The sequence below is a fragment of the Denitratisoma sp. agr-D3 genome (assembly GCF_054658675.1).
The window spans coordinates 152119-173029 of record NZ_BAAGIA010000003.1 but is presented as its reverse complement, the minus strand read 5'-3'; the positions used below and the strand labels follow the sequence as shown (position 1 = coordinate 173029).

Below are 20911 nucleotides of genomic sequence, written 5' to 3'. Positions count from 1 at the left end.
TTCTTGACGTTGCCCCTCGCAGTTTCGCCGGTGCGATTTCCCTGATCGCCCGTTGAAACTGCGGCCATCCCCCGATATTCAGGAGTCTGCCCTTGTCGCGTCGTAGAGTCGTCGTGACCGGCCTTGGCATCATTTCGCCGGTTGGTAACACCGTATCCGAAACCTGGGACAACATCGTTGCCGGCAAAAGCGGCATCGGTGCCATTACCCGTTTCGATGCTTCCGCCTTTTCCGCCCGCATTGCCGGGGAGGTGAAGGGCTTCGATGTTTCCGCCTACTTGTCGCCCAAGGAAGCCCGCCGCATGGATGTCTTCATCCACTACGGCATGGCGGCCGGCATCCAGGCCATCAAGGATTCGGGCATCGAGGTGACGGAGGCCAACGCCGACCGTATCGGCGTGAATATCGGCTCCGGCATCGGCGGCCTGCCCATGATCGAGGAAACCCACAACGATTTCCTCGGCGGCGGTGCCCGCAAGATTTCGCCCTTCTTCATTCCGGGCACCATCATCAACATGATCTCGGGCAACCTGTCCATCATGTTCGGTCTGAAGGGGCCTAACTTGGCCGTCGTCACGGCTTGCACCACCGGCTTGCACGCCATCGGCACCAGTTTCCGCATGATCGAGTACGGTGATGCCGACGTGATGGTCTGCGGCGGCGCCGAGTCCACCGTGACGCCCCTGGCCATCGGCGGCTTCGCTTCGGCCAAGGCCCTGTCCACCCGCAACGACGATCCGGCCACGGCCAGCCGTCCCTGGGACAAGGACCGGGATGGTTTCGTCCTGGGCGAGGGTGCCGGGGTGTTGGTGCTGGAAGAGTATGAACACGCCAAGAAGCGCGGCGCCAAGATCTACGCCGAGTTGGCCGGTTTCGGCATGAGCGGCGACGCCTACCACATGACCGCGCCCGATACGGACGGTCCCCGCCGCAGCATGGTCAATGCCCTGCGCAATGCCGGCGTCAATGCCGACCAGGTGCAGTATCTCAACGCCCATGGCACCTCGACCCCCCTCGGCGACAAGAACGAGACCGAGGCGGTGAAGCTGGCCTTTGGCGATGCGGCGAAGAAACTGGTGGTCAATTCCACCAAGTCCATGACCGGTCACCTGCTGGGTGGCGCTGGCGGTCTGGAATCCGCCCTGACGGTGCTGGCGGTGCACAACCAGGTTTCCCCGCCCACCATCAACATCTTCGAGCAGGATTCGGAGTGCGATCTCGACTACTGTGCCAATACGGCACGGCCCATGGCCATCGACGTGGCGGTCAAGAACAACTTCGGCTTCGGCGGTACCAACGGTACCCTGGTGTTCAAGAAGGTCTAAGCCGGCACGACGCCATGGGCCCCGTTGCCCCATTCCGTTTTGCCATCAGGCCGTCAGCATCGCTGACGGCCTTTTTGTTTTTCGGTCACGCGCTTGCCTTGGCGGTGGCGGTGCTATTGCCCCTCTCCGCCCTTTCCCACGCCGGGCTGGCCGCCGCGGTGCTGGTCTCCTTGGGCTGGCAGGTACGGCAGGGGCGGCGGCCGGTCGTGATCGGCCTGGAGATCGGTCCGGGGGCGGCCTTGTCCTGGCAAGGCGTGGATGGTGCATGGCAGACGGGCAGTTTGCGGGGGCAAAGCCTCGTGCTGCCCTATCTGGTCCTGCTGCGGGTGGGGGCGCCGGAGGGTGGCCGCACCGTGAGCCTAGTCCTGCCGCCGGATGCCGTCGGGGAGGATGCCCATCGGCAATTGCGGCGCTGGCTGCTATGGGCCGGCAGCCGCTTGCCGCAGCAACGAACGCCGGCGTCGGACTAAGAGCCCCGGACTAAGGCTGGAGGACGGTGTCCTTGGCCTTGGGTAGCAGGTCGGGGTAATCCCGGCTGTAGTGCAGGCCCCGGCTTTCCTTGCGCTGTTGGGCACAGCGGATGATCAGGTGGGCGGACAACACCAGGTTGCGCAGTTCGATCAAGTCGTTGCTGACGCGGAAATTGGCGTAGTACTCGTCGATTTCCCGCTCCAGCAGGTGAATCCGGTGCAGGGCCCGTTCCAGGCGCTTGTTGGTGCGGACGATGCCCACGTAGTCCCACATGAAGCGGCGCAACTCGTCCCAGTTGTGGGAGATCACCACTTCCTCGTCGGCGTCGGTGACCCGGCTGTCGTCCCAGGGGCGCAGGGCCGGGCGTTCCTGCACCGGGTCGGCCGCGATGTGCCGAGCCGCTGCCTCGGAAAACACCAGGCATTCCAGCAGGGAATTGCTGGCCAGCCGGTTGGCGCCATGGAGACCGGTACAGGCCGTTTCGCCGACCGCGTAGAGGCCGTCCAGGTCGGTGCGGGCATTCAGGTCGGTGACCACGCCACCACAGGTGAAGTGGGCGGCGGGCACCACGGGAATCCAGTCCTTGCTGATGTCGATGCCCAGTTCCAGGCAATGGGCGTGGATGTTGGGGAAGTGCTCCTTGAGGAAGCTTTCCGGCTTGTGGGTGATGTCCAGATAGACGCAATCGACGCCGTGGCGCTTCATTTCGAAGTCGATGGCCCGGGCCACGATGTCCCGGGTCGCCAGTTCGGCCCGGGGGTCGTGGGCGGGCATGAAGCGGGTGCCGTCGGGCAGGCGCAGCAGCGCACCCTCGCCGCGTACGGCCTCGGAAATCAGGAAGGATTTGGCCTTCGGGTGGTACAGGCAGGTGGGGTGGAACTGGACGAATTCCAGGTTCGCCACCCGGCAGCCGGCGCGCCAGGCCATGGCGATGCCGTCGCCGGTGGAGGTGTCCGGGTTGGTGGTGTACAGGTAGGCCTTGCCCGCGCCGCCGGTGGCCAGCACCGTGTGGCGGGCGCCGATGGTCATCACCGCGTCCTTTTCGATATCCAGGACGTAGGCGCCCCAGCAGCGGTTCTGGGCCAGACCCAGCTTGGCGCCGGTGATCAGGTCCACCGTGATGTGCTGTTCCAGCACGGTGATGTTGGGGTGCTTGCGTACTTTTTCCGTCAGGGTGGCCTGCACGGCGGCGCCAGTGGCGTCGGCGGCGTGGATGATGCGACGCTGGCTGTGGCCGCCTTCCCGGGTCAGGTGGAAGCCGAAGGGAGTCTCGTCCCGGGTGAAGGGGACGCCCTGTTCGATCAGCCATTGCACGGCGCGGCTGCTGTTTTCGACCACGAAGCGGGTGGCGGCCGGATCGCACAGCCCGGCACCGGCGGTGTAGGTGTCGGCGATGTGGGTTTCCACCGAATCCGCCGTTTCATCGAGGACGGCGGCGATGCCGCCCTGGGCCCAGGCCGAGGCGGAAACCTCTAGGCCGCGTTTGGTGACCAGGACGACCCGGTGATTGTCCGCCAGGCGCAAGGCCAGGGACTGGCCGGCCAGGCCGCTGCCGAGGATCAGGACGTCCGTGGTAAGACTGGATTGAGAACTCATGGTGGCTCGGGACTATACCACCCGTGGCGGAGGCCTCCTTGTAGGAATCGGAACTAATCCGTACTGGGTCGGTCCATCAAGCAGGAATAAAGGCGCTATGCCCCGCTGCCAGGGAAGGACTGGCAAAGGGGGGGCGGAGGCTTCCGTTATACTCGCGCCCCGTCCGATCGGGCTTGACTGCCCGGTGCATGATGGGTGCCGCATCAACAACAACAGGGATAAAAGCCCATGGGAGAACGCGACGCGGACCAGTTGCTGGTCGAGCGCGTGCAATCAGGTGATCGGCAGGCTTTTGGCCTGCTGGTGGAGAAGTATCAGCGCAAGTTGCTGAGGCTGGTGTCACGTCTGGTGCGGGACCCGGCGGAGGCGGAAGACGTGGTGCAGGAGTCCTTCATCAAGGCCTACCGCGCGTTGCCCAATTTCCGTGGGGACAGCGCGTTCTACACCTGGCTTTACCGCATCGGGGTGAATACGGCCAAGAATTGGCTGTCGTCCCGGGGGCGGCGGGCCACGGCCTTGGCGTCGGCGGACAATGAGGAAGCGGAAGGTTTTGATGAAGCCGACCTGCTGAGGGACGCGGACACCCCGGAACGGGTGCTGATGTCCAAGCAGATCGCGGAAACGGTGAACCGGGCCATGGAAGCCCTGCCGGAGGAACTGAGGACGGCCATCACCCTGCGGGAAATCGAGGGTTTGTCCTATGAGGAAATTTCCGGCGTGATGGGCTGTCCCATCGGTACGGTGCGGTCGCGGATTTTCCGCGCCCGTGAGGCGGTGGCGAAGGAATTGCGTCCCTTGTTGGACACGGCGCCGGACAAGCGTTGGTAGCGGGTCCAGGGATGAAACAGGCAACAATGATGGTTAAGCAGAGGTGGCTGGCATGAACTCGAAACTCTCCGCATTGCTCGACGGCGAATTGGAACAGGACGAAGTCGCGACCCTGTGCGACGCTTTGCGCCGGAACCGCGAGCTGGCCCGGGAAGCCCGGGCCTATGCCGTGATCGGTGCCAGTCTGCGCGGCGAGCCCGCCGCCGGCGATTTGACCGACCGCATCATGGCGGCCATCGCCGACGAGCCGACGGTGCTGGCTCCGCGTCGTCCCCTGCTGGGCCGCTGGCAGCGCCCCCTATTGGCCATGGCGGCTTCCGTGGCGGGGGTTCTGGTGGTCAGCGCCGTGGTGCTGGCGCCCCAGGAGAACAAGGTGGGCGAGGTGATTCCGAGCCTGGCCCAACGCGGCGTGCCCGCCAATGCCAAGACAGACAAGGCGCCGCCGCGCCAGTTGGCCGCGGCCGACATGCAGGAATACCTGATCGCCCACCAGGCCCACAGCCTGGGAGCAACCCTGGGTGCCGGTTCCCAGCAAATCCGGACCGTTTCCCTGGTGGATGAGGGCGCGGCACGATGAGCGGACGCTGGCCTCGCATGATCGGCAAGGGCTGCTGGGGCCGTGCCCTACTGGCTTCCTTCTGTTCTTCTTTGCTGCCCGCGACCGTCGAGGCCGAGCCTGCGGTCCCGCCTGCGGCGGTCAGCGGCATGCCGGCGACCGCCGATGCCCTGCAATGGCTGCAACGGGTCAATGGCTCCGCCAGCAAGCTCAACTACAGCGGCGTTTTCGTCTATCGCAGCGGCAACAATACCGAAACCTCGCGCATCGCCCATGCCGCCGACGGCAACCGGGAATTGGAGCGTATCGAAGTGCTCGACGGCAGCCCCCGGGAAGTGATCCGGGAAAACGACGAAACCAAGTGCTATCTCTCGGAAAGCCGGCTGGTGGTGGTGGAAAAGCGCAGCAACCGGCGCAGCTTCCCCGCCTTGCTGCCCGAGGGCCTGGGCGGCCTGACCGACTATTACCAGTTCCGCAAGGGCACGCCGGCCCGGGTGGCCGGTTACGAGGCCCAGTTGATCGTGGTGGAACCCCGGGACGATTTGCGCTACTCCCGCCAATATTGGATAGAGAACAACACGGGGCTGCTACTGAAGGCAGTCCTGCTTAACGACAAGGGTGAAACCCGGGAAAGCTTTGCCTTTACCGAGTTGAAGATCGGCGGTCCAGTCGACAAGGAGGCCCTGCGGGGACACTTGAAGGCCACCGGTGCCGATTGGCGGGTGCATACCGTCAAGACCACCGAAACCGGTGCCGAGGGGATCGCCTGGGGGCTGCGGGCACCCGTGCCCGGTTTCCGTCTGGTGTCGGGCATGAAGCGGCAAAACCGGGCCGATGGCCCTGAAACCAGCCATCTAGTGTTTACCGACGGCCTGGCGGCGATTTCCGTGTTCATCGAGCCGGCATCCCCGGTCAAGCGGAGCGAGGTGACGTCCTTCTCCATGGGGGCCGTCAATGTCTATCGCCGCGCGCTGGGGGATTACCAATTGATGGCCATGGGCGACGTGCCCCTGAATACCCTCAAACGCCTGGTGGACGCCATCGAGCCGAAGGGAACGAAATAATGACCAAGGTGCAAGGGACTGTCCTCCGCGTGGAGGACGGACAGGCGATCGTCGAAGTGATCCGCAGCAGCGGTTGCGGGCGTTGCCATGAACCCGGGGGATGCGGTGGCACCACCCTGGCCACCGGCGGCGCGGCCTGCCCGCGCAGTTATTCCCTGGCCAACGACATCGACGCCCGCCCCGGCGACAAGGTCTGGGTGGCCGTGCGCGAGGGGTCCGTGCTGCGGGCCGCGGCCTGGGCCTACGGCCTGCCCGGTGCGTTGATGGTGGCTTCGGCGGCCCTGGCGGCATCCCTGACCGGTTCCGACCTGGCGGCCTTTGGCGGTGCCCTGGCGGGCTTGGCGATCGGCTACGGGTTGTTGCGCGTCAGCGGCGTCGACCGGGCCGGCGGCGGTGAGCATGCCCTGTCGATCCATCCCTACCACTGATTTTTTTCTGTTTGCATAAGGAAATTCGCCCATGATCCAGCGACTCTTTGTGTTGGTTTTTTCCCTGTTGATGACGCTTCAGACGGCCACCGTGTCTGCCCAGGGCAAGGATCTGCCCGACTTTGCCGACTTGGTGGAAAAACAGGGCGCCGCGGTGGTCAACATCAGCACCACCCAGATCGTCAAAGCCGGACGGGGCAACGTGCAGTTGCCCTTCGACGAAGACGATCCCATGTACGAGTTCTTCAAGCGTTTCGGTCAGCGTGCGTTGCCCAACATGCCCCGGGAATACGAAAACAAGGGGCTCGGTTCCGGTTTCATCGTCAGCGCCGACGGCTACATCCTGACCAATGCCCACGTGGTGGCCGATGCCGACGAGGTGGTGGTCCGCCTCACCGACAAGCGGGAATTCAAGGCCCGGGTGCTGGGCGCCGACCGGCGTACCGACGTGGCCCTGATCAAGATTGAGGCCAACGGCCTGCCCACGGTCAAGCTGGGTGACCCGTCCAAGCTGCGGGTGGGGGAATGGGTGCTCGCCATCGGTTCGCCCTTCGGCCTGGAAAACACCGTCACCGCCGGCATCGTCAGCGCCAAGGGCCGTTCCCTGCCCCAGGAGAATTACGTCCCCTTCATCCAGACCGATGCTGCGGTGAATCCGGGCAATTCCGGCGGCCCCCTGTTCAACATGAAGGGGGAAGTGGTCGGCATCAATTCCCAGATCTATTCCCGTTCCGGCGGCTACATGGGGCTCTCCTTTGCCATTCCCATCGACATCGCCATGGAAGTGCGAGCCCAGCTCCAGGCCAGCGGCAAGGTCAGCCGGGGCCGGATCGGCGTGGTGATTCAGGAAGTGAGCAAGGAACTGGCCGACAGCTTCGGCCTGGCCAAGGCCCAGGGCGCCCTGGTGGCCAAGGTGGAAAAGGGCGGACCCGCCGACAAGGCCGGCGTGGAGGAGGGCGACATCATCCTCAAGTTCGACGGGAAGCCCATCGCTCAGTCCAGCGACCTGCCGCGCATCGTGGCCATGACCAAGCCTGGCAGCCGCTCTGCCCTTCAAGTCTGGCGCAAGGGCGGCCTGCGCGACCTGGCCGTGACCGTGGCTGAACTGAGCGAAGACGACAGGGGGGCTGGCAAGGCCCGGTCGTCCGCCAAGAAGGCCGAGCCCACGGTGAATCGCCTGGGATTGCTGTTGTCCGACCTGACGCCCGAACAGCGCAAGCAGTTGGGCAGCAACGGTGTGCTGGTGGAGGAGGTGCGCAATGGCCGCGTGGATCTGCGGCCCGGCGACGTGATCCTGGCCCTGATCGATCGGGGCATCCAGACCGAGATCAAGTCGGTGGATCAGTTCAGTGCCCTGGTGGCCAAGCTGGACAAGTCCGCCAGCGTTACCCTGCTGGTCCGTCGCGGCGACAACCAGACCTTCATTACCCTCAAGGGCCAGGGAGATAAATAGGCCGCGGGGACGTAAAATGCGGCCGTGAGCGAAAACAAGCAACTGATCCTCTACGGCCGCAGCTACTGCCACCTTTGCGAAGACATGCTCGCTGCGCTGGAATCCCTGCGCGGCGAGTTTGTTTTTGACGTGACCGTGGTGGACGTGGACAGCGACGCGGAACTCGAAGCCCGCTACGACGAACTGGTGCCCGTCCTCGTCGCCGAGGGGCGGGAACTCTGCCATTACCATCTGGATGCCACGGCGGTGCGGGATTACCTCGCCGCCCCTGTCCGCTAATGCCTTCCCCGTCCGGCGGGGAGACTTCATGACCGAAAAGTACGACATCCGCCCCGAGCAGTCGGTGGAACTGCTCAAGGAGCTGCATATCCTGACCCGGGACGGCAAGCTCAACCAGGACAGCCGGCGCAAGCTGAAGCAGGTCTATCACCTGTTCCAGTTCATCGAGCCACTGCTGGCCGACGTGCAGCAACAGGGCGGCGGCATCACCCTGGCCGACCACGGCGCGGGCAAGTCCTATCTGGGCTTCATCCTCTACGACCTGTTCTTCAAACAGCAAAAGGGGCTGGATTTCCGCCTCTACGGCATCGAGACCCGGGACGAACTGGTCTCCCGTTCCCAGGCCCTGGCGTCCCGTCTGGGCTTCACGGGCATGACCTTCCTCAATTTGTCGGTGGCCGATTCCATCGTCTCGGACCGCTTGCCGCCCAAGGTGGACGTGGTCACCGCCCTGCACGCCTGCGACACCGCCACCGACGACGCCATCCGCTTCGCCCTGGCCAAGGGGGCGCGGCACATCGTCCTGGTGCCCTGTTGCCAGGCCGAGGTGGCCGCCGTGCTGCGCAAGCACAAGGGCCAGGCCCTGGTCGAGCCCTTGGCCGAAGTCTGGCGTCACCCGATCCATACCCGGGAGTTCGGCAGCCACCTGACCAACGTGTTGCGCTGCCTGCAACTGGAAGCCCATGGCTACCAGCTCAACGTCACCGAGCTGGTGGGCTGGGAGCATTCCATGAAAAACGAACTGATCATCGCCAGCGACAAAAAGCTCCCCGGACGCAAGGCTGCCGAGCGGCTGCAAACCTTGTTGCACACCTTCGGCCTGGAGGATCTGGCCGAGCGTTTCTTCGTGCCGGAGAGCCGCGATGGAAGACATTGAATTTCCCTTGGTGGGGGAATACATCGAGGTGAACAACCTGCTCAAGCTGGTGGGCCTCGCCGGTAGCGGCGGCCAGGGCAAGCACTTGGTGGCCTGCGGCGAAGTGAGGGTGGACGGCGAGCCGGAAAGCCGTAAAACGGCGAAAATCCGTGCCGGCCAAGTGGTCGAGTGTTTCGATACCCGCATCCGCGTGACGGCTGCACCGGACAACGAAAGCGAATAATGGCAATCCAGTGGTTCCCCGGACACATGACCTCGGCGCGCAAAAAGGCCGCCGAAACCATGGCCCGCATCGACGTGGTGATCGAGGTGGTGGATGCCCGCCTGCCCGAGGCAAGCAGCAATCCCATGATCAAGGAGTTGCGCCTGCACCGCCAGCGGCCCTGTCTCAAGGTGCTGAACAAGGCCGACCTGGCCGACCCGGCCGTGACCCAGGCCTGGCTGGAGTATTACAACCGCCAGCCGGGCATGAAGGCCATCGCCATCGCCAGCAAGAAGCCCGGCGAGGCGAACAAGATCATCGCCCAATGCCAGACCCTGGCGCCCCACCGCAATGACAACCTGAAGCCCTTGCGCATGATGATCATGGGCATTCCCAACGTGGGCAAGTCCACGATCATGAACGCCCTACTCAAGCGCAAGGTGGCCGCCGTCGGTGACGAGCCGGCGGTGACCAAGACCCAGCAAAGCCTGGATATTTCCCCTGGCAAGCAGATCACCGACACGCCCGGCATGCTCTGGCCCAAGATCGAGCACGACAGCGACGGCTACATGCTGGCCGCCAGCCATGCCGTGGGGGTGAACGCGGTGATCGAGGACGAGGTGGCGATTTTCCTGGCGGACATCCTGCTGGGCCGTTATCCCCAACTGCTGGCGGCCCGCTACGGCTTCGCCACCGAGGGCATGGACGGCATTGCCGTGGTGGAGGCGGTGGCCCGCAAGCGGGGCTGTTTCCTCAAGGGCAAGCATGCCGGCGAACTGGACATGGAAAAGGCCTCCATCATCCTGCTCACGGACTACCGGGGGGGCATCCTCGGCCGTATCAGCCTGGAGACGCCATCCAGCCGCGAGGCCATGCTGGCGGCGGCAAAGGAAGCCGCCTTGGCCCGGGCCCAGGCAAAGGCGCCGACCGCCGCCGAGTAGGACTTACTTGTTCTTGTCGCTGTCCAGGCCGAGAAAACTCAGCATCAACTTGATCTGGAAACCGAAGGCGTAATTGAAGCCCGAGGTCCAGGCCGCCATGGGGGACGGCAATGGGGTTTCCTCGTTGGGGGTGGGCGATGGGGATTGCATGATGGACTCCTCTGTCGGGTGGACGGGTCCGGTGCCCGTTCCTTGATAACTGGTTAACGGCGGCGGCGATGGGATTCTTTACCGACCTTGGCGGTTTTGGGGGCCAGACCGAAAATGCTTCGGGCCAGAGCGTCGGCCCGGGGGTTGCGGTGACGGGGAATCCAATCTAGCTCGACGGCAGCAAAGACGGCCAGGGCCTGCCGGGCCTGGGTCAGCAGGGGGGTCAGGCGCGGCACCGTGCTGCGGGTCGCGTCCCGGACGTGGCTCACCACGAAATCGCTGTCGCTGCGTATGTGCAGGTACTGGGCGCCGGCTTCCCGGGCCAGTTCCAGGCCGGCAATCAGGGCCCGCAGTTCCGCTTCGTTGTTGCAGCCGTTGCGGTTCAGGGCCTGGGCCAGTTCCCGATCGGCCCCCTGGGGCGGGGCGAGCACCAGGCCGATGCTCATCCGCCCGGGGTTGGGTAACGCGGTGCCGTCCACCCACAATTGCCACCAGGGACTGGGCAGACCGGCGCCGGCTTGATTATCATCGCCGCCCATGTTGGTGGATTTCGTTGCGGATTTCGAATCGTTTGATTTTCATATGAACAAGGCTTTTACCAAAGAAACCGACCAGGAAGAAGACGATCTGGAGATCGGCGCCCCGGCCCTGCCGGCGGGCACCCGCAACTACATGACGCGCAACGGCCACCGCCAGATGCGGGAGGAGTTCGAGCGTCTGGTCAAGGTGGAGCGTCCCGAACTGGTGAAGGTGGTGTCCTGGGCCGCCGGCAACGGCGACCGCTCCGAGAACGGCGACTACATCTACGGCAAGAAGAAACTGCGGGAAATGGACAAGCGCATCCGTTTCCTCACCAAGCGCCTGGAGAACGCCGTGGTGGTGGATCCCGCCGAGCAGGAAAACGTGGAGCAGGTGTTCTTTGGCGCCACCGTCTGCATTTGCGACGGTGACGGCACGGAGGCCACCTACCAGATCGTCGGTATCGACGAAGCCAACGCTTCCGTCGGTCGCATCAGCTGGATATCGCCCCTGGCCAAGGCCCTGATGAAGGCCCGCGAGGGGGATCTGGTGCGCTTCCAGAGTCCGGCCGGACTGCGGGAAATCGAGATCGTCGAGATCCGCTACGAGTAATGTTGTCCAAGGCCGATCAGCATTTTTACGCTGATCGGCCTGTCAGTTAGTTTCCAGCGATAAGCTTGGTTTCGTTTACGCCTTTTTTGCCTTCCTCGTCATCGACTAGATGCAATTTGGTCCGTGCGTAAAGGATGCCCATTTTGACTTCTTGCCAAATGTAGTAGAGCTTGCCCGGCAGCGTGTTGATTTCCAAAGAGTCATCGTTTTCAGATTTAGAAACGATCATGTGTTTCCCTGGTGGGAGTTCTTTGTACACGTAAGATTTGGCAACCGTTTGGCCGACGGGTTTACCATCAATTTCGACATCCATTTTGACGGCTGCACCAAGTGACTCATTACGGTAGATATAAACACCAGATACCCCGGCTTGCGGTGTGAAATTTTTCAAGGCCGCATCTTTTGCAGGGTCCCCCATGGGGACGGATGCGCAGCCGGCAATGGTCAGGCAGATGGAGGAAATCAATAAATATTTATTAATCAATTTGTTACTCCCTTTGGTTGTTTATTTGTTTGGCATTTGTGAATGCCGGATGGGAGCATAAGCGAGTTTTCGGACGTCGGCGGCTAATGTTGGTATTTATAGGGTGCTACTGAGATAGATCAATTATTGCGTTCAGCTGCCTCAGATTGCTCCATCCGCATGAGCCTAGAAATCACCAGGGGAAACAGGCCCGAGCCGATCAGGGCGACGGCGGAAACCAGGAGGGCAATGCCGGTGCCGGTATCCGCCAGGAGCGGATGCAGGCGGGCGCCGACACCGGTCAGGGCGGCCAGGCCGGGTAGGGCGGTGAGCAGGCCCAGGGCGGTCAGAATGAGGAAACTCAGGGGATAGCGGCGCATGGCGGGGCGGGGATGGCAAAACCCCATTTTAGGGGCTTGAAATTCCGCCGGGTGCCCCCATAACCGCGCTTATCGTTCAACCCCTTTCATCTTCAGGAAGCATCGTCATGACCACCGCTACCGCCAACAAGGAAACCCTGGGCTTTCAGACCGAAGTGAAGCAACTGCTTCACCTGATGATCCACTCCCTCTATTCCAACCGCGAAATCTTCCTGCGGGAACTGGTTTCCAACGCTTCCGATGCCTGCGACAAGCTGCGCTTCGAGGCCCTGCACAACGGCGCCCTGTTTGAGAACGATCCCGATCTGAAGATTCGCATCAGCTTCGACAAGGATGCCCGTACCCTCACCGTCAGCGACAACGGCATCGGCATGAGCCGGGACGAGGTGATTGCCAACCTGGGCACCATCGCCAAGTCCGGCACCAAGGAATTCTTCGGCAAGCTCACCGGCGACCAACAGAAGGATGCCCATCTGATCGGTCAATTCGGCGTCGGTTTCTACTCTTCCTTCATCGTCGCCGACCGGGTCACGGTGATTACCCGCCGCGCCGGCGAACAAGCGGGCCAGGGCGTGCGCTGGGAGTCCGAAGGGGCTGGCGAATTCAGCATCGAGATGGTGGAAAAGGCCGCCCGCGGCACGGACATCATCCTGCATCTGCGGGAAGACCAGGACGACCTGCTGTCCGCCTGGAAGCTCCGTTCCATCGTGCGCAAGTACTCCGACCATATCGTCCAGCCCATCGTGATGAAAAAGGAGGAATGGAACGAGGAGAAGAAGGAACAGGTCCTGACCGACGAGGACGAGACCGTGAACAAGGCCTCTGCCCTGTGGACCCGCGCCAAGAGCGACATCACGGAAGACGAGTACAAGGAGTTCTACAAGCACGTCGGCCATGACTACGACGATCCCCTGGCCTGGAGCCATGCCCGCGTGGAGGGCCGCCAGGAATACACCCAGCTGCTCTACATCCCCAAGCATGCCCCCTTCGATTTGTGGGACCGCAACGCTCGCCACGGCGTGAAGCTCTATGTGCGTCGCGTGTTCATCATGGACGACGCCGAGCAGTTGCTGCCCGCCTATCTGCGCTTCGTGCGCGGCGTGGTGGACTCCAGCGACCTGCCGCTGAACGTTTCCCGCGAAATCCTGCAAGAGTCCAAGGACATCGAGGCCATCCGCAAGGGCTGCACCAGCAAGGTCCTGGCCCTGCTGGCCGACCTGGCCAACAGCGAGGATCAGGCCGACAAGGACAAGTACGCCGACTTCTGGAAGGAATTCGGCAAGCTGCTCAAGGAAGGCGTCGGTGAGGATTTTGCCAACAAGGACAAGATCGCCGGCTTGCTGCGCTTCGCCTCCACCCAGGCCGACAGCAGCGATGAAACCGTGTCCCTGGCCGACTACATCGCCCGCATGAAGGAGGGCCAGGACAAGATCTACTACGTCACCGCCGATACCTTCAATGCCGCCAAGAACAGCCCCCACCTGGAAATCTTCCGCAAGAAGGGCATCGAGGTGCTGTTGCTCTCCGATCGCGTGGACGAGTGGGTGGTCAGCCATCTGACCGAGTTCGAGGGCAAGCAACTGGTGTCCGTGGCCAAGGGCGGCCTGGACCTGGGCAAGCTGGAGGACGAGGCCGAGAAGAAGGAGCAGGAATCCGCCGCCGGCGAGTTCAAGGACCTCACCGACAAGATCAAGAAGGCCCTGGACGAGCGGGTCAAGGAAGTGCGCGTCACCCACCGTCTCACCGACAGCCCCGCCTGCCTGGTGGCCGATGAGCACGATATGAGCGGCAACCTGGCCCGCATCCTCAAGGCCGCCGGCCAGCAGGCGCCCATCAGCAAGCCCATCCTGGAAATCAATCCCAAGCATCCGGTGGTGCTGCGCCTCAAGTACGAAGCGGACAAGTTTGACGACTGGGCCGCCGTGTTGTTCGACCAGGCCTTGTTGGCGGAAGGCGGCCAATTGGACGATCCCGCCACCTTCGTCAAACGCATCAATGACCTGATGCTGGCCATGTCCGGCAAGTGAGCATCGGGCCATGGCAAGGCTGAGCTGTCTTGCCCCCATCGTCGATGAAAGAGCCCAGGTGTTGATCCTGGGCTCTTTTCCTTCGGCGGCTTCCCTGGCCGCCCAGCGCTATTACGCCCACAAGCAGAACCAGTTCTGGTCCATCCTGGCGGCGCTGTTGGCAAAGCCTTTGCCCGACCTGGACTATGCCGACCGGCAGACCGCCCTCAAGGCGGCCGGGATTGCCGTGTGGGATGTGTTCTCCGCCTGTGAGCGGCAAGGTAGCCTGGACTCGGCCATCCGCCGCGGCGAAGCCAACGACTTCGCCAGCTTGCTGGCCCGGGCACCCCTGATTCGTCGGGCTTGCTTCAACGGCCGGGCGGCGGGCAAGTTCGCCCCCATCCTGGCGGGGTTCGGGTTGGAAACCGTGGTCCTGCCTTCCACCAGTCCGGCCAACGCGGGGCAGTCCTTCGACGCCAAGCTCGCCCAGTGGCGGCAGGCCTTGGGGCCCTTGCTGCGGCCCGTGTCCTAGGCCCGGGTCAGCGGGGTTTGCGCTTGGGCTGGACCGCCTTGGGCGGCGTTCTCAGGGGTTTGGCCAGATAGCGGCGCTGGCAGTTGCGATAGTCCTTGCCCACTTTTCCCTGGCAGTTCTGACGGACCTTGAGCAGGGCCTGACAGCGTTTGGGGTCCTTGGTCTTGTTGCAATTGGGGGGCGGCAGCAACTGCTGCATGCATTGCCGCCGCTCGCTGGGGATCTTGCCTTGGCAGGCTTCCCGGGCCTTGCGCGCGGCCATGCAGCGTTCCGGGTTGGCGGTTTGCCGGCAGTCGATGGGATTGCTCTCGGCAACGGGCTGGGCGACGGCGAAGAGGGGGAAGTATAGGCTGGCCGTCAGGACCAGCAGGTGTAGGGGTTGGCGCATGAAGGTCTCCAGTGTTCCGGGGCGTTCGCGGCCCGCCATCTTAGTGTATGGATCGGGACGCCACCATGACGTAATGCCCGAATCGGCCACCATCCGCCATTGAGCGGCCTCGGCGCCTCGGCTATAGTCGGCCCCGTCATCCAGGGAGTCGCCATGAACCAAGCCCTTGCCGTAGAAAACAAAGAACACCGCCTGACCCTGGCGGAGGTGGTGGATGCCCTGATCCAGGACGGCCTGTTGGACCGGGAGGAAGGGGAGCGGTTCAAGCAGGAGCGGCGCTATTTCATGGGGGACGTCCATCCCCTGACCCTGATTGCCGGCCAGCGCTGGAAGTCGGCGAAGACCGGGGCGCTGTTGGACCTGGCGGCCTTGACCCAGTGGCTGGCGACTTGGTCGGGCCTGGATTATTTCCACATCGACCCCCTCAAGATCAATTTTTCCGTGGTGACGGAGGTGATGAGCAACGCCTACGCCACGCGCTTTCGCATCCTGCCCGTGGCGGTGCGGGCCGATGAGGTGATCGTGGCCACCGCCGAGCCCTTCGAGCGGGCCTGGGAAGCCGAGTTGAAGCCCATCCTGCGCAAGGAAATCCGCCGCGTGGTGGCCAATCCCGAGGATATTGCCCGTTTCCAGGTGGAGTTCTACAACCTGGCCAAGTCGGTGAAGGGGGCCATGGCCAAGGGCGGCAATGGCGGCGCGTCCAATTTCGAGCAGCTGGTGGAATTGGGCCAGAAGAACAAGCAACTGGATGCCAACGACCAACACGTGGTGCTGATCGTAGACTGGCTCTGGCAGTACGCCTTCGAGCAGCGCGCCTCGGACATCCACGTGGAGCCCCGGCGCGACTTCGGCGTGGTGCGCTTCCGCATCGATGGGGTGATGCATCAGGTGTACCAGATCCCCATGGCCGTGCTCAACGCCATGACCAGCCGCATCAAGATCCTGGGACGCATGGACGTGGTGGAAAAGCGCCGTCCCCAGGATGGCCGCATCAAGACCCGCACCCCGGATGGGCAGGAAGTGGAACTGCGGCTATCCACCCTGCCGACGGCCTTCGGCGAAAAACTGGTGATGCGGATTTTCGATCCCGACGTGCTGGTGCGGGACTTCGCCGAGTTGGGCTTTTCCAGCGAGGATTCCGTCCGCTGGAACGCCATGACCAGCCAACCCGGGGGCATCATCCTGGTCACCGGCCCCACGGGCTCGGGCAAGACCACGACCCTCTATTCCACCCTCAAGCAATTGGCCACCCCCGAGGTGAACCTGTGCACCCTGGAGGACCCGATCGAAATGATCGAGCCCGCCTTCAACCAGGTCCAGGTGCAGACCGAAATCGGCATGGGCTTCGCCGAAGGGGTCCGGGCCCTGATGCGGCAGGATCCGGACATCATCATGGTCGGCGAAATCCGCGATCTGGCCACCGCCGACATGGCCATCCAGGCCGCCCTGACCGGCCACCTGGTGCTGTCCACCCTGCACACCAATGACGCCCCCACCGCGGTCACCCGCCTGCTGGACCTGGGCGTGCCTTCCTACCTGATCCAGTCCACCCTGCTTGGCGTCATGGCCCAGCGCCTGGTGCGCACCCTGTGCCCCCATTGCAAGCGGGCCGAGCCCCTCCGGCCCGAGGACGAGGCGGCCTGGCGCAACCTGGTCCGTCCCTGGAAGACCACGGCGCCGACCACCCTCTACCATCCCCAGGGTTGCCTTGAGTGCCGCCGTACCGGCTACCAGGGGCGGGTGGGCCTGTATGAAGTAATGTTGGTTAGCGAGGGCGTCAAGGGATTGATCGGCGACCGGACCGATATTTCCCGCCTGAGGGAGCAGTCCCTGCGGGAAGGCATGCAGCCGTTGCGGATCTCCGGGGCGAGAAAGATCGCCGCCGGAATCACCACCCTCGAGGAAGTCTTGAAAGTGGCACCGCCGCCACCGCTTGATTGATTACGCATAAAACATATTGCTTTAGTCATACTTTAAGCTTTATACTTGCACTAACTATTCGATATCGGTAATTAGTACTAAGGTCATATCGATAGGAGGTGCATCAATATCGCCGTATCCCTTTGCACACAGGGCAATGGCGAAGATGCCCAGGTTTGATTGGTTTCGACGGTAGTCGCCAGTGGGCAAGAATCCTTTTTCCGTTTTGCACGATGCGCAGCGCGTCCCGGCCTGGGGCGTCGCCGCCTTGGCCGTGGTCTATGTCGTGACCGGATGGCTGGGCTTGCGACTGCCCTATGTAGGGGTCAACATCACCCTGGTCTGGCTGCCGACCGGAGTAGCGGTGGCCGCCCTGCTGCGGGGGGGCAGCCGCTTTATTCCCGGCATCTATCTCGGCGCCTTTGCCGTCAATCTCGTCATTGGTTCCTCACCATGGCTGGCGCTCGCCATTGCCGTGGGCAATACCCTGGCCCCGCTGCTGACGGTCCATTGGCTGTTGCGTTGGGGTTTCCATCCCACCTTTGATCGGCAGCGGGATGTCTTCCTGTTCTGTTTGGCCGCCGCCGCTGGCATGGCCTTGTCAGCCAGCGGCGGTGTGTTGAGTTTGCATCTGGCGGGGGTGTTGGCTGGCGCAGATACCCTGGCCGCGTGGTGGACCTGGTGGTTGGGCGACACCGTGGGTGTGTTGCTGGGGGCCCCTCTGTTGCTCTCTTTCAGCCGGGCCAATCTGCAACGGGTCAGACGTCTGGGGCCGGAATTCCTGGTCTGGCTATGGGTCACCTGCATCGTCGTTTGGGGCGTATTCCTGCGGGATTTCCATAACGACGGCAAGACGCTATCCCTGGCTTTCCTCACCTTGCCCCTGTTCGTTTGGCCGGCCATGCGCTTCGGCGTGGCCGGAGCCTCCTTCGCCTCCCTGGGCATTTCGGTCGTGGCCGCCTGGGGCACGGCCACGGGCCATGGCACTTTCGCCCAGGCGGATCGCCACCTCGGCTTGCTGCTGCTGTGGGCCTACATGGTCATCGCCGTTCTGACCGGCCTGTTGATCACGGCCTTGACCGCCGAACGGGAGCGTTTCCTGGCCCGCTTGCAAAGGGAGCGGGACGAAAAGCAGGAGTATTTCGAAATTGCCAGTTCCATCATCGTCGTCATCGATGGGGATGAGCGGGTGAAGGACATCAATCGGGCCGGGTGCGAATTGCTGGGCCGGGAAAAGGCCGACATCCTCGGCGGCAACTGGTTCGATACCTTCCTCCCGACCGCCGCCAGAGAGGAAGTGCGCGGAATTTTCGCCCAACTGATGGCAGGACGGCTTGAGGGGGCCAGACGGATTGAGGGCCCAGTGCTGAACAGCCGAGGGGAGGTACGAACCATCGTCTGGCATAACGCCCTGCTGCGGGACGATCAGGGGCGGGTTATCGGCACCCTTTCCTCGGGGCAGGACATCACCGAGCGCAAACGCTACGAAGCCAATCTGGAGCGTAGCCGCCAGGAGTTGCGGGCCATCCTTGACGGCGCCACGGACAGCATCGTCCTGGCCGACAAGCATGGCATCATCCAGTCGATCAATGATGCGGCCGCACAGCGTCTGGGGCAGACCGCGGCAACCATGATCGGCAAGGACGTCTTTTCCTTTTTCCCCGCCGACGTGGCCGCGCGGCGCCGGGCGGTGGCCGATGAAGTGCTGCGCACCGGCCAGGCCCAAACCCTGGAGGATGAACGCGCTGGCCTATCCTTCCTATCCAGTTATTGCCCAGTATTTAATGGCACCGAGCTCTCCGGCATCGTGGCCTTCGGTGTCGATATCACGGCGCGCAAGCAGGCCGAACTGCGTACCCAGGCATTGCTGCAACGTAGTCAGCTGCTGATGGAAACCGCCACCGACGGCATCCACATCCTGAATCGACAGGGCCGGCTGGTGGAAGCCAATGACGCCTTTTGCGCCATGCTCGGCTACGACAAGCATGAAGCGTCGGGTCTGCATTTCTCCGACTGGGATGCGCGTGAGCCGAAGGAAATGGTGCAGGCCGCTTTCGACGAGTTGATGGCATCGGAAAAGCCCTTCCAATTCGAAACCACTCATCGGCGCAAGGACGGCACGATCATCGAGGTCGAGGTCAATGCGCGCAGCGTGATGCTGCAAGGGGAGCTCTTGCTTTATGCCTCCAGTCGCGACATCACGGCGCGCAAGGCCACCGAGCGGCGTTTGGCGGAAAGCGAGCGACGCTATCGCCTGACCCTGGATGCCATCAATGAAGGCATGTGGGCATGGGACTTGGCTTCCGGCGTCATGAGTTTCGATGCCCGCTGGCATGAGATCCTGGGGCTGGATGGGAGCGAGGTGGGCATGAGTCGCGAGGACTTTCTCTGGCGGGTCCATCCTGACGACGAGGCTCTGGTCGTGAAGAAATTGGAAGAGGTGAGCGCCTGCCGGGATACGGTGGTGTTCGAGTTCCGCTTCCGTGATAGTTTGGACGCTTGGCGCTGGCTGCAATGCCGGGCCAAGGTGGTTTCCTGGGATGAAGAAGGGAAGGCACGCCAGATCGTGGGCACCCATGCCGATATCTCCCGCAGAAAGTCGGCGGAGTTGGAACTGCAAGCCAACAAGGATCGCTTGCAGCTGCTGCTGAGCTCCATGCAGGACCGGGTGCTGGTGTTCGATACCGTCGGCTACGTCACCGAATCCTTTGACACGGGGGATGAACGTAGTCCCTTCCTGCCGCCGGAATTGTTCATGGGCCGTTGTTACGAGGAAGTGTTTCCCGCCGACGTGTCCGCTAGTTTCAGCGAAGCCATTGCCGGCATCCTCACGGACGGCAAGCCGCGCACCTTCCAATATTCCTTGTTGATGGAGGATGGCGCTGAACAGGTGTCCATGGCGACCCTGAGTCCCTTGATGGGGGATTCCCCTTATCCCCTGGGCTACATCGCGGTCATCCGGGACATCACCGCCATGTATCGCGTGCAGGAAGAGGTGCAGCACCTGGCGGAAACGAATGCGCGCCTGCTGGAAAGTCTCGGGGAAGGGGTGTACGGGGTTGATCCCCGGGGTAACACCACCTTCTTCAACAGTACTGCCACCGCCATGCTGGGCATGACGGCCGAGGAAGTAGTGGGCAAGTCCTCCCATGGCCTTTTCCACCACCATCGCCAGGATGGTTCCCCCTATCCCCTGGAGGAGTGCCCGATTGCCCAGACCCTGCGCGACGGACGTGCCCGCCACAGCGAGAACGAGTGGTATTGGCACAAGAACGGTCATGGCTTTCCCGTTTCCATGACCGTGACGCCCCTCATGGAGGATGGCCGCAGCATGGGGGCCGTGGTGGCTTTCCAGGACATTTCGGAGCGCAAGAAGAGCGAAGAGGAAATCTACCAACTGGCCTTCTTCGATCCGCTGACCCGGCTGCCCAACCGACGCCTGTTGATGGACCGTTTTGCCCAGGCTTTTTCCGCCAGCGAGCGCCATGGACATTGTGGCGCGGTGTTGTTCATCGATTTGGACAGATTCAAGGAACTCAACGACAGCGTGGGCCACGAGGCCGGCGATCAGATGCTGCAACTGGTGGCGCAGCGCCTGTTGAATAGCGTGCGTAGCGAGGACACCGTGGCCCGCCTTGGAGGGGATGAATTCGTGGTCCTGTTAAGGAATTTGGACGATGACCCCACCGCTGCCGCCGAGCAGGCGGGGCTGGTTGCCGAAAAGATCCGTGGCGAGTTGGATCAACCCTATGCCTTGAATGCCGGCTCTCATCTGAGCACGCCCAGCATCGGCGTTATGCTGTTCAAGGGCCGCGATGTTGCCGCCGACGAATTGCTGAAGCGTGCCGACGCGGCCATGTACCAAGCCAAGGCGGCGGGGCGCAACGTGGTGCGTTTCTGGTCGGCGCAGTCCTGACCGGC

22 protein-coding genes are annotated in these 20911 nt (G+C 63.1%); 16 read left to right on the top strand and 6 right to left on the bottom strand.

Going from position 1 to position 20911, the window contains the following annotated elements; genetic code table 11:
- The first annotated feature begins 92 nt into the window (after nucleotides 1-92).
- On the top strand, nucleotides 93-1325 hold the full coding sequence (fabF, locus tag ACYQ2U_RS09370; RefSeq protein ID WP_459950098.1) for a beta-ketoacyl-ACP synthase II: 1233 nt from the start codon (nucleotides 93-95) through the stop codon (nucleotides 1323-1325).
- Between the two features lie 14 nt (nucleotides 1326-1339).
- The gene (locus tag ACYQ2U_RS09365) at nucleotides 1340-1795 is read left to right on the top strand and encodes a protein YgfX (RefSeq protein ID WP_459950097.1); all 456 of its coding nucleotides are present in this window, start codon (nucleotides 1340-1342) and stop codon (nucleotides 1793-1795) included.
- 10 nt (nucleotides 1796-1805) lie between these two features.
- On the opposite strand, the gene nadB is transcribed toward ACYQ2U_RS09365, so the two are convergent.
- Nucleotides 1806-3392 (bottom strand): L-aspartate oxidase, encoded by a 1587-nt coding sequence (gene nadB, locus ACYQ2U_RS09360; RefSeq protein WP_459950096.1) that lies wholly within the window; start codon nucleotides 3390-3392, stop codon nucleotides 1806-1808.
- Between the two features lie 228 nt (nucleotides 3393-3620).
- Here nadB and rpoE point away from each other — a divergent pair, with 228 nt between their 5' ends.
- From rpoE to ylqF, 9 genes are read left to right on the top strand one after another with little or no spacing between them, the layout of a single operon-like run.
- Nucleotides 3621-4220 (top strand): RNA polymerase sigma factor RpoE, encoded by a 600-nt coding sequence (gene rpoE / locus ACYQ2U_RS09355; RefSeq protein WP_459950095.1) that lies wholly within the window; start codon nucleotides 3621-3623, stop codon nucleotides 4218-4220.
- A 52-nt stretch (nucleotides 4221-4272) separates the two neighbouring features.
- Complete coding sequence (locus ACYQ2U_RS09350) at nucleotides 4273-4797, top strand: sigma-E factor negative regulatory protein (protein WP_459950094.1); 525 nt, start codon at nucleotides 4273-4275, stop codon at nucleotides 4795-4797.
- Complete coding sequence (locus ACYQ2U_RS09345; RefSeq protein ID WP_459950093.1) at nucleotides 4794-5840, top strand: MucB/RseB C-terminal domain-containing protein; 1047 nt, start codon at nucleotides 4794-4796, stop codon at nucleotides 5838-5840. The genes ACYQ2U_RS09350 and ACYQ2U_RS09345 overlap by 4 nt, the downstream gene beginning before the upstream one ends.
- Nucleotides 5840-6268 (top strand): SoxR reducing system RseC family protein, encoded by a 429-nt coding sequence (locus ACYQ2U_RS09340; protein ID WP_459950092.1) that lies wholly within the window; start codon nucleotides 5840-5842, stop codon nucleotides 6266-6268. Before ACYQ2U_RS09345 ends, ACYQ2U_RS09340 begins: the two co-directional genes overlap by 1 nt.
- A gap of 31 nt (nucleotides 6269-6299) precedes the next feature.
- A complete protein-coding gene (locus ACYQ2U_RS09335) occupies nucleotides 6300-7721 on the top strand; it encodes a DegQ family serine endoprotease (protein ID WP_459950091.1) in 1422 nt (473 codons plus the stop codon).
- Nucleotides 7722-7745: 24 nt separating this feature from the next.
- On the top strand, nucleotides 7746-8000 hold the full coding sequence (locus ACYQ2U_RS09330) for a glutaredoxin family protein (RefSeq protein ID WP_459950090.1): 255 nt from the start codon (nucleotides 7746-7748) through the stop codon (nucleotides 7998-8000).
- A 28-nt stretch (nucleotides 8001-8028) separates the two neighbouring features.
- A complete protein-coding gene (locus tag ACYQ2U_RS09325) occupies nucleotides 8029-8877 on the top strand; it encodes a class I SAM-dependent methyltransferase (protein WP_459950089.1) in 849 nt (282 codons plus the stop codon).
- Complete coding sequence (locus tag ACYQ2U_RS09320; protein ID WP_459950088.1) at nucleotides 8864-9100, top strand: RNA-binding S4 domain-containing protein; 237 nt, start codon at nucleotides 8864-8866, stop codon at nucleotides 9098-9100. The genes ACYQ2U_RS09325 and ACYQ2U_RS09320 overlap by 14 nt, the downstream gene beginning before the upstream one ends.
- Nucleotides 9100-10020, top strand: coding sequence for a ribosome biogenesis GTPase YlqF (gene ylqF / locus ACYQ2U_RS09315; RefSeq protein WP_459950087.1), 921 nt, complete (start codon nucleotides 9100-9102; stop codon nucleotides 10018-10020). The genes ACYQ2U_RS09320 and ylqF overlap by 1 nt, the downstream gene beginning before the upstream one ends.
- Before the next feature lie 3 nt (nucleotides 10021-10023).
- Here ylqF and ACYQ2U_RS09310 read toward each other — a convergent pair whose 3' ends face one another.
- The gene (locus ACYQ2U_RS09310) at nucleotides 10024-10170 is read right to left on the bottom strand and encodes a hypothetical protein (RefSeq protein WP_459950086.1); all 147 of its coding nucleotides are present in this window, start codon (nucleotides 10168-10170) and stop codon (nucleotides 10024-10026) included.
- A 53-nt stretch (nucleotides 10171-10223) separates the two neighbouring features.
- A complete protein-coding gene (locus ACYQ2U_RS09305) occupies nucleotides 10224-10709 on the bottom strand; it encodes a ribonuclease HI family protein (RefSeq protein WP_459950085.1) in 486 nt (161 codons plus the stop codon).
- Between the two features lie 43 nt (nucleotides 10710-10752).
- Between ACYQ2U_RS09305 and greB the strand changes: the two genes are divergently transcribed.
- Nucleotides 10753-11301 carry a transcription elongation factor GreB gene (gene greB, locus ACYQ2U_RS09300; protein WP_459950084.1) on the top strand — a complete coding sequence of 183 codons (549 nt, stop codon included), beginning with the start codon at nucleotides 10753-10755 and terminating at the stop codon, nucleotides 11299-11301.
- Between the two features lie 46 nt (nucleotides 11302-11347).
- Here the strand turns inward: greB and ACYQ2U_RS09295 are convergent, their stop codons facing one another.
- Together ACYQ2U_RS09295 and ACYQ2U_RS09290 are read right to left on the bottom strand one after the other, a co-directional pair.
- Nucleotides 11348-11785: a DUF2846 domain-containing protein gene (locus ACYQ2U_RS09295; RefSeq protein WP_459950083.1), complete on the bottom strand. Its 438-nt coding sequence runs from the start codon at nucleotides 11783-11785 to the stop codon at nucleotides 11348-11350.
- 119 nt (nucleotides 11786-11904) lie between these two features.
- Nucleotides 11905-12144 carry a hypothetical protein gene (locus tag ACYQ2U_RS09290; protein WP_459950082.1) on the bottom strand — a complete coding sequence of 80 codons (240 nt, stop codon included), beginning with the start codon at nucleotides 12142-12144 and terminating at the stop codon, nucleotides 11905-11907.
- Between the two features lie 107 nt (nucleotides 12145-12251).
- Here ACYQ2U_RS09290 and htpG point away from each other — a divergent pair, with 107 nt between their 5' ends.
- Both htpG and ACYQ2U_RS09280 read left to right on the top strand, forming a co-directional pair.
- Nucleotides 12252-14171: a molecular chaperone HtpG gene (htpG, locus tag ACYQ2U_RS09285; protein ID WP_459950081.1), complete on the top strand. Its 1920-nt coding sequence runs from the start codon at nucleotides 12252-12254 to the stop codon at nucleotides 14169-14171.
- Between the two features lie 10 nt (nucleotides 14172-14181).
- Nucleotides 14182-14682, top strand: coding sequence for a DNA-deoxyinosine glycosylase (locus tag ACYQ2U_RS09280; protein ID WP_459950080.1), 501 nt, complete (start codon nucleotides 14182-14184; stop codon nucleotides 14680-14682).
- 7 nt (nucleotides 14683-14689) lie between these two features.
- On the opposite strand, the gene ACYQ2U_RS09275 is transcribed toward ACYQ2U_RS09280, so the two are convergent.
- Nucleotides 14690-15070 carry a hypothetical protein gene (locus ACYQ2U_RS09275; protein WP_459950079.1) on the bottom strand — a complete coding sequence of 127 codons (381 nt, stop codon included), beginning with the start codon at nucleotides 15068-15070 and terminating at the stop codon, nucleotides 14690-14692.
- Nucleotides 15071-15223: 153 nt separating this feature from the next.
- Between ACYQ2U_RS09275 and ACYQ2U_RS09270 the strand changes: the two genes are divergently transcribed.
- Both ACYQ2U_RS09270 and ACYQ2U_RS09265 read left to right on the top strand, forming a co-directional pair.
- Entirely contained in the window at nucleotides 15224-17011 is a 1788-nt protein-coding gene (locus tag ACYQ2U_RS09270; RefSeq protein ID WP_459950078.1) for a GspE/PulE family protein, read from the top strand.
- Nucleotides 17012-17192: 181 nt separating this feature from the next.
- Nucleotides 17193-20906, top strand: coding sequence for a PAS domain S-box protein (locus ACYQ2U_RS09265; RefSeq protein ID WP_459950077.1), 3714 nt, complete (start codon nucleotides 17193-17195; stop codon nucleotides 20904-20906).
- Nucleotides 20907-20911 lie beyond the last annotated feature (5 nt).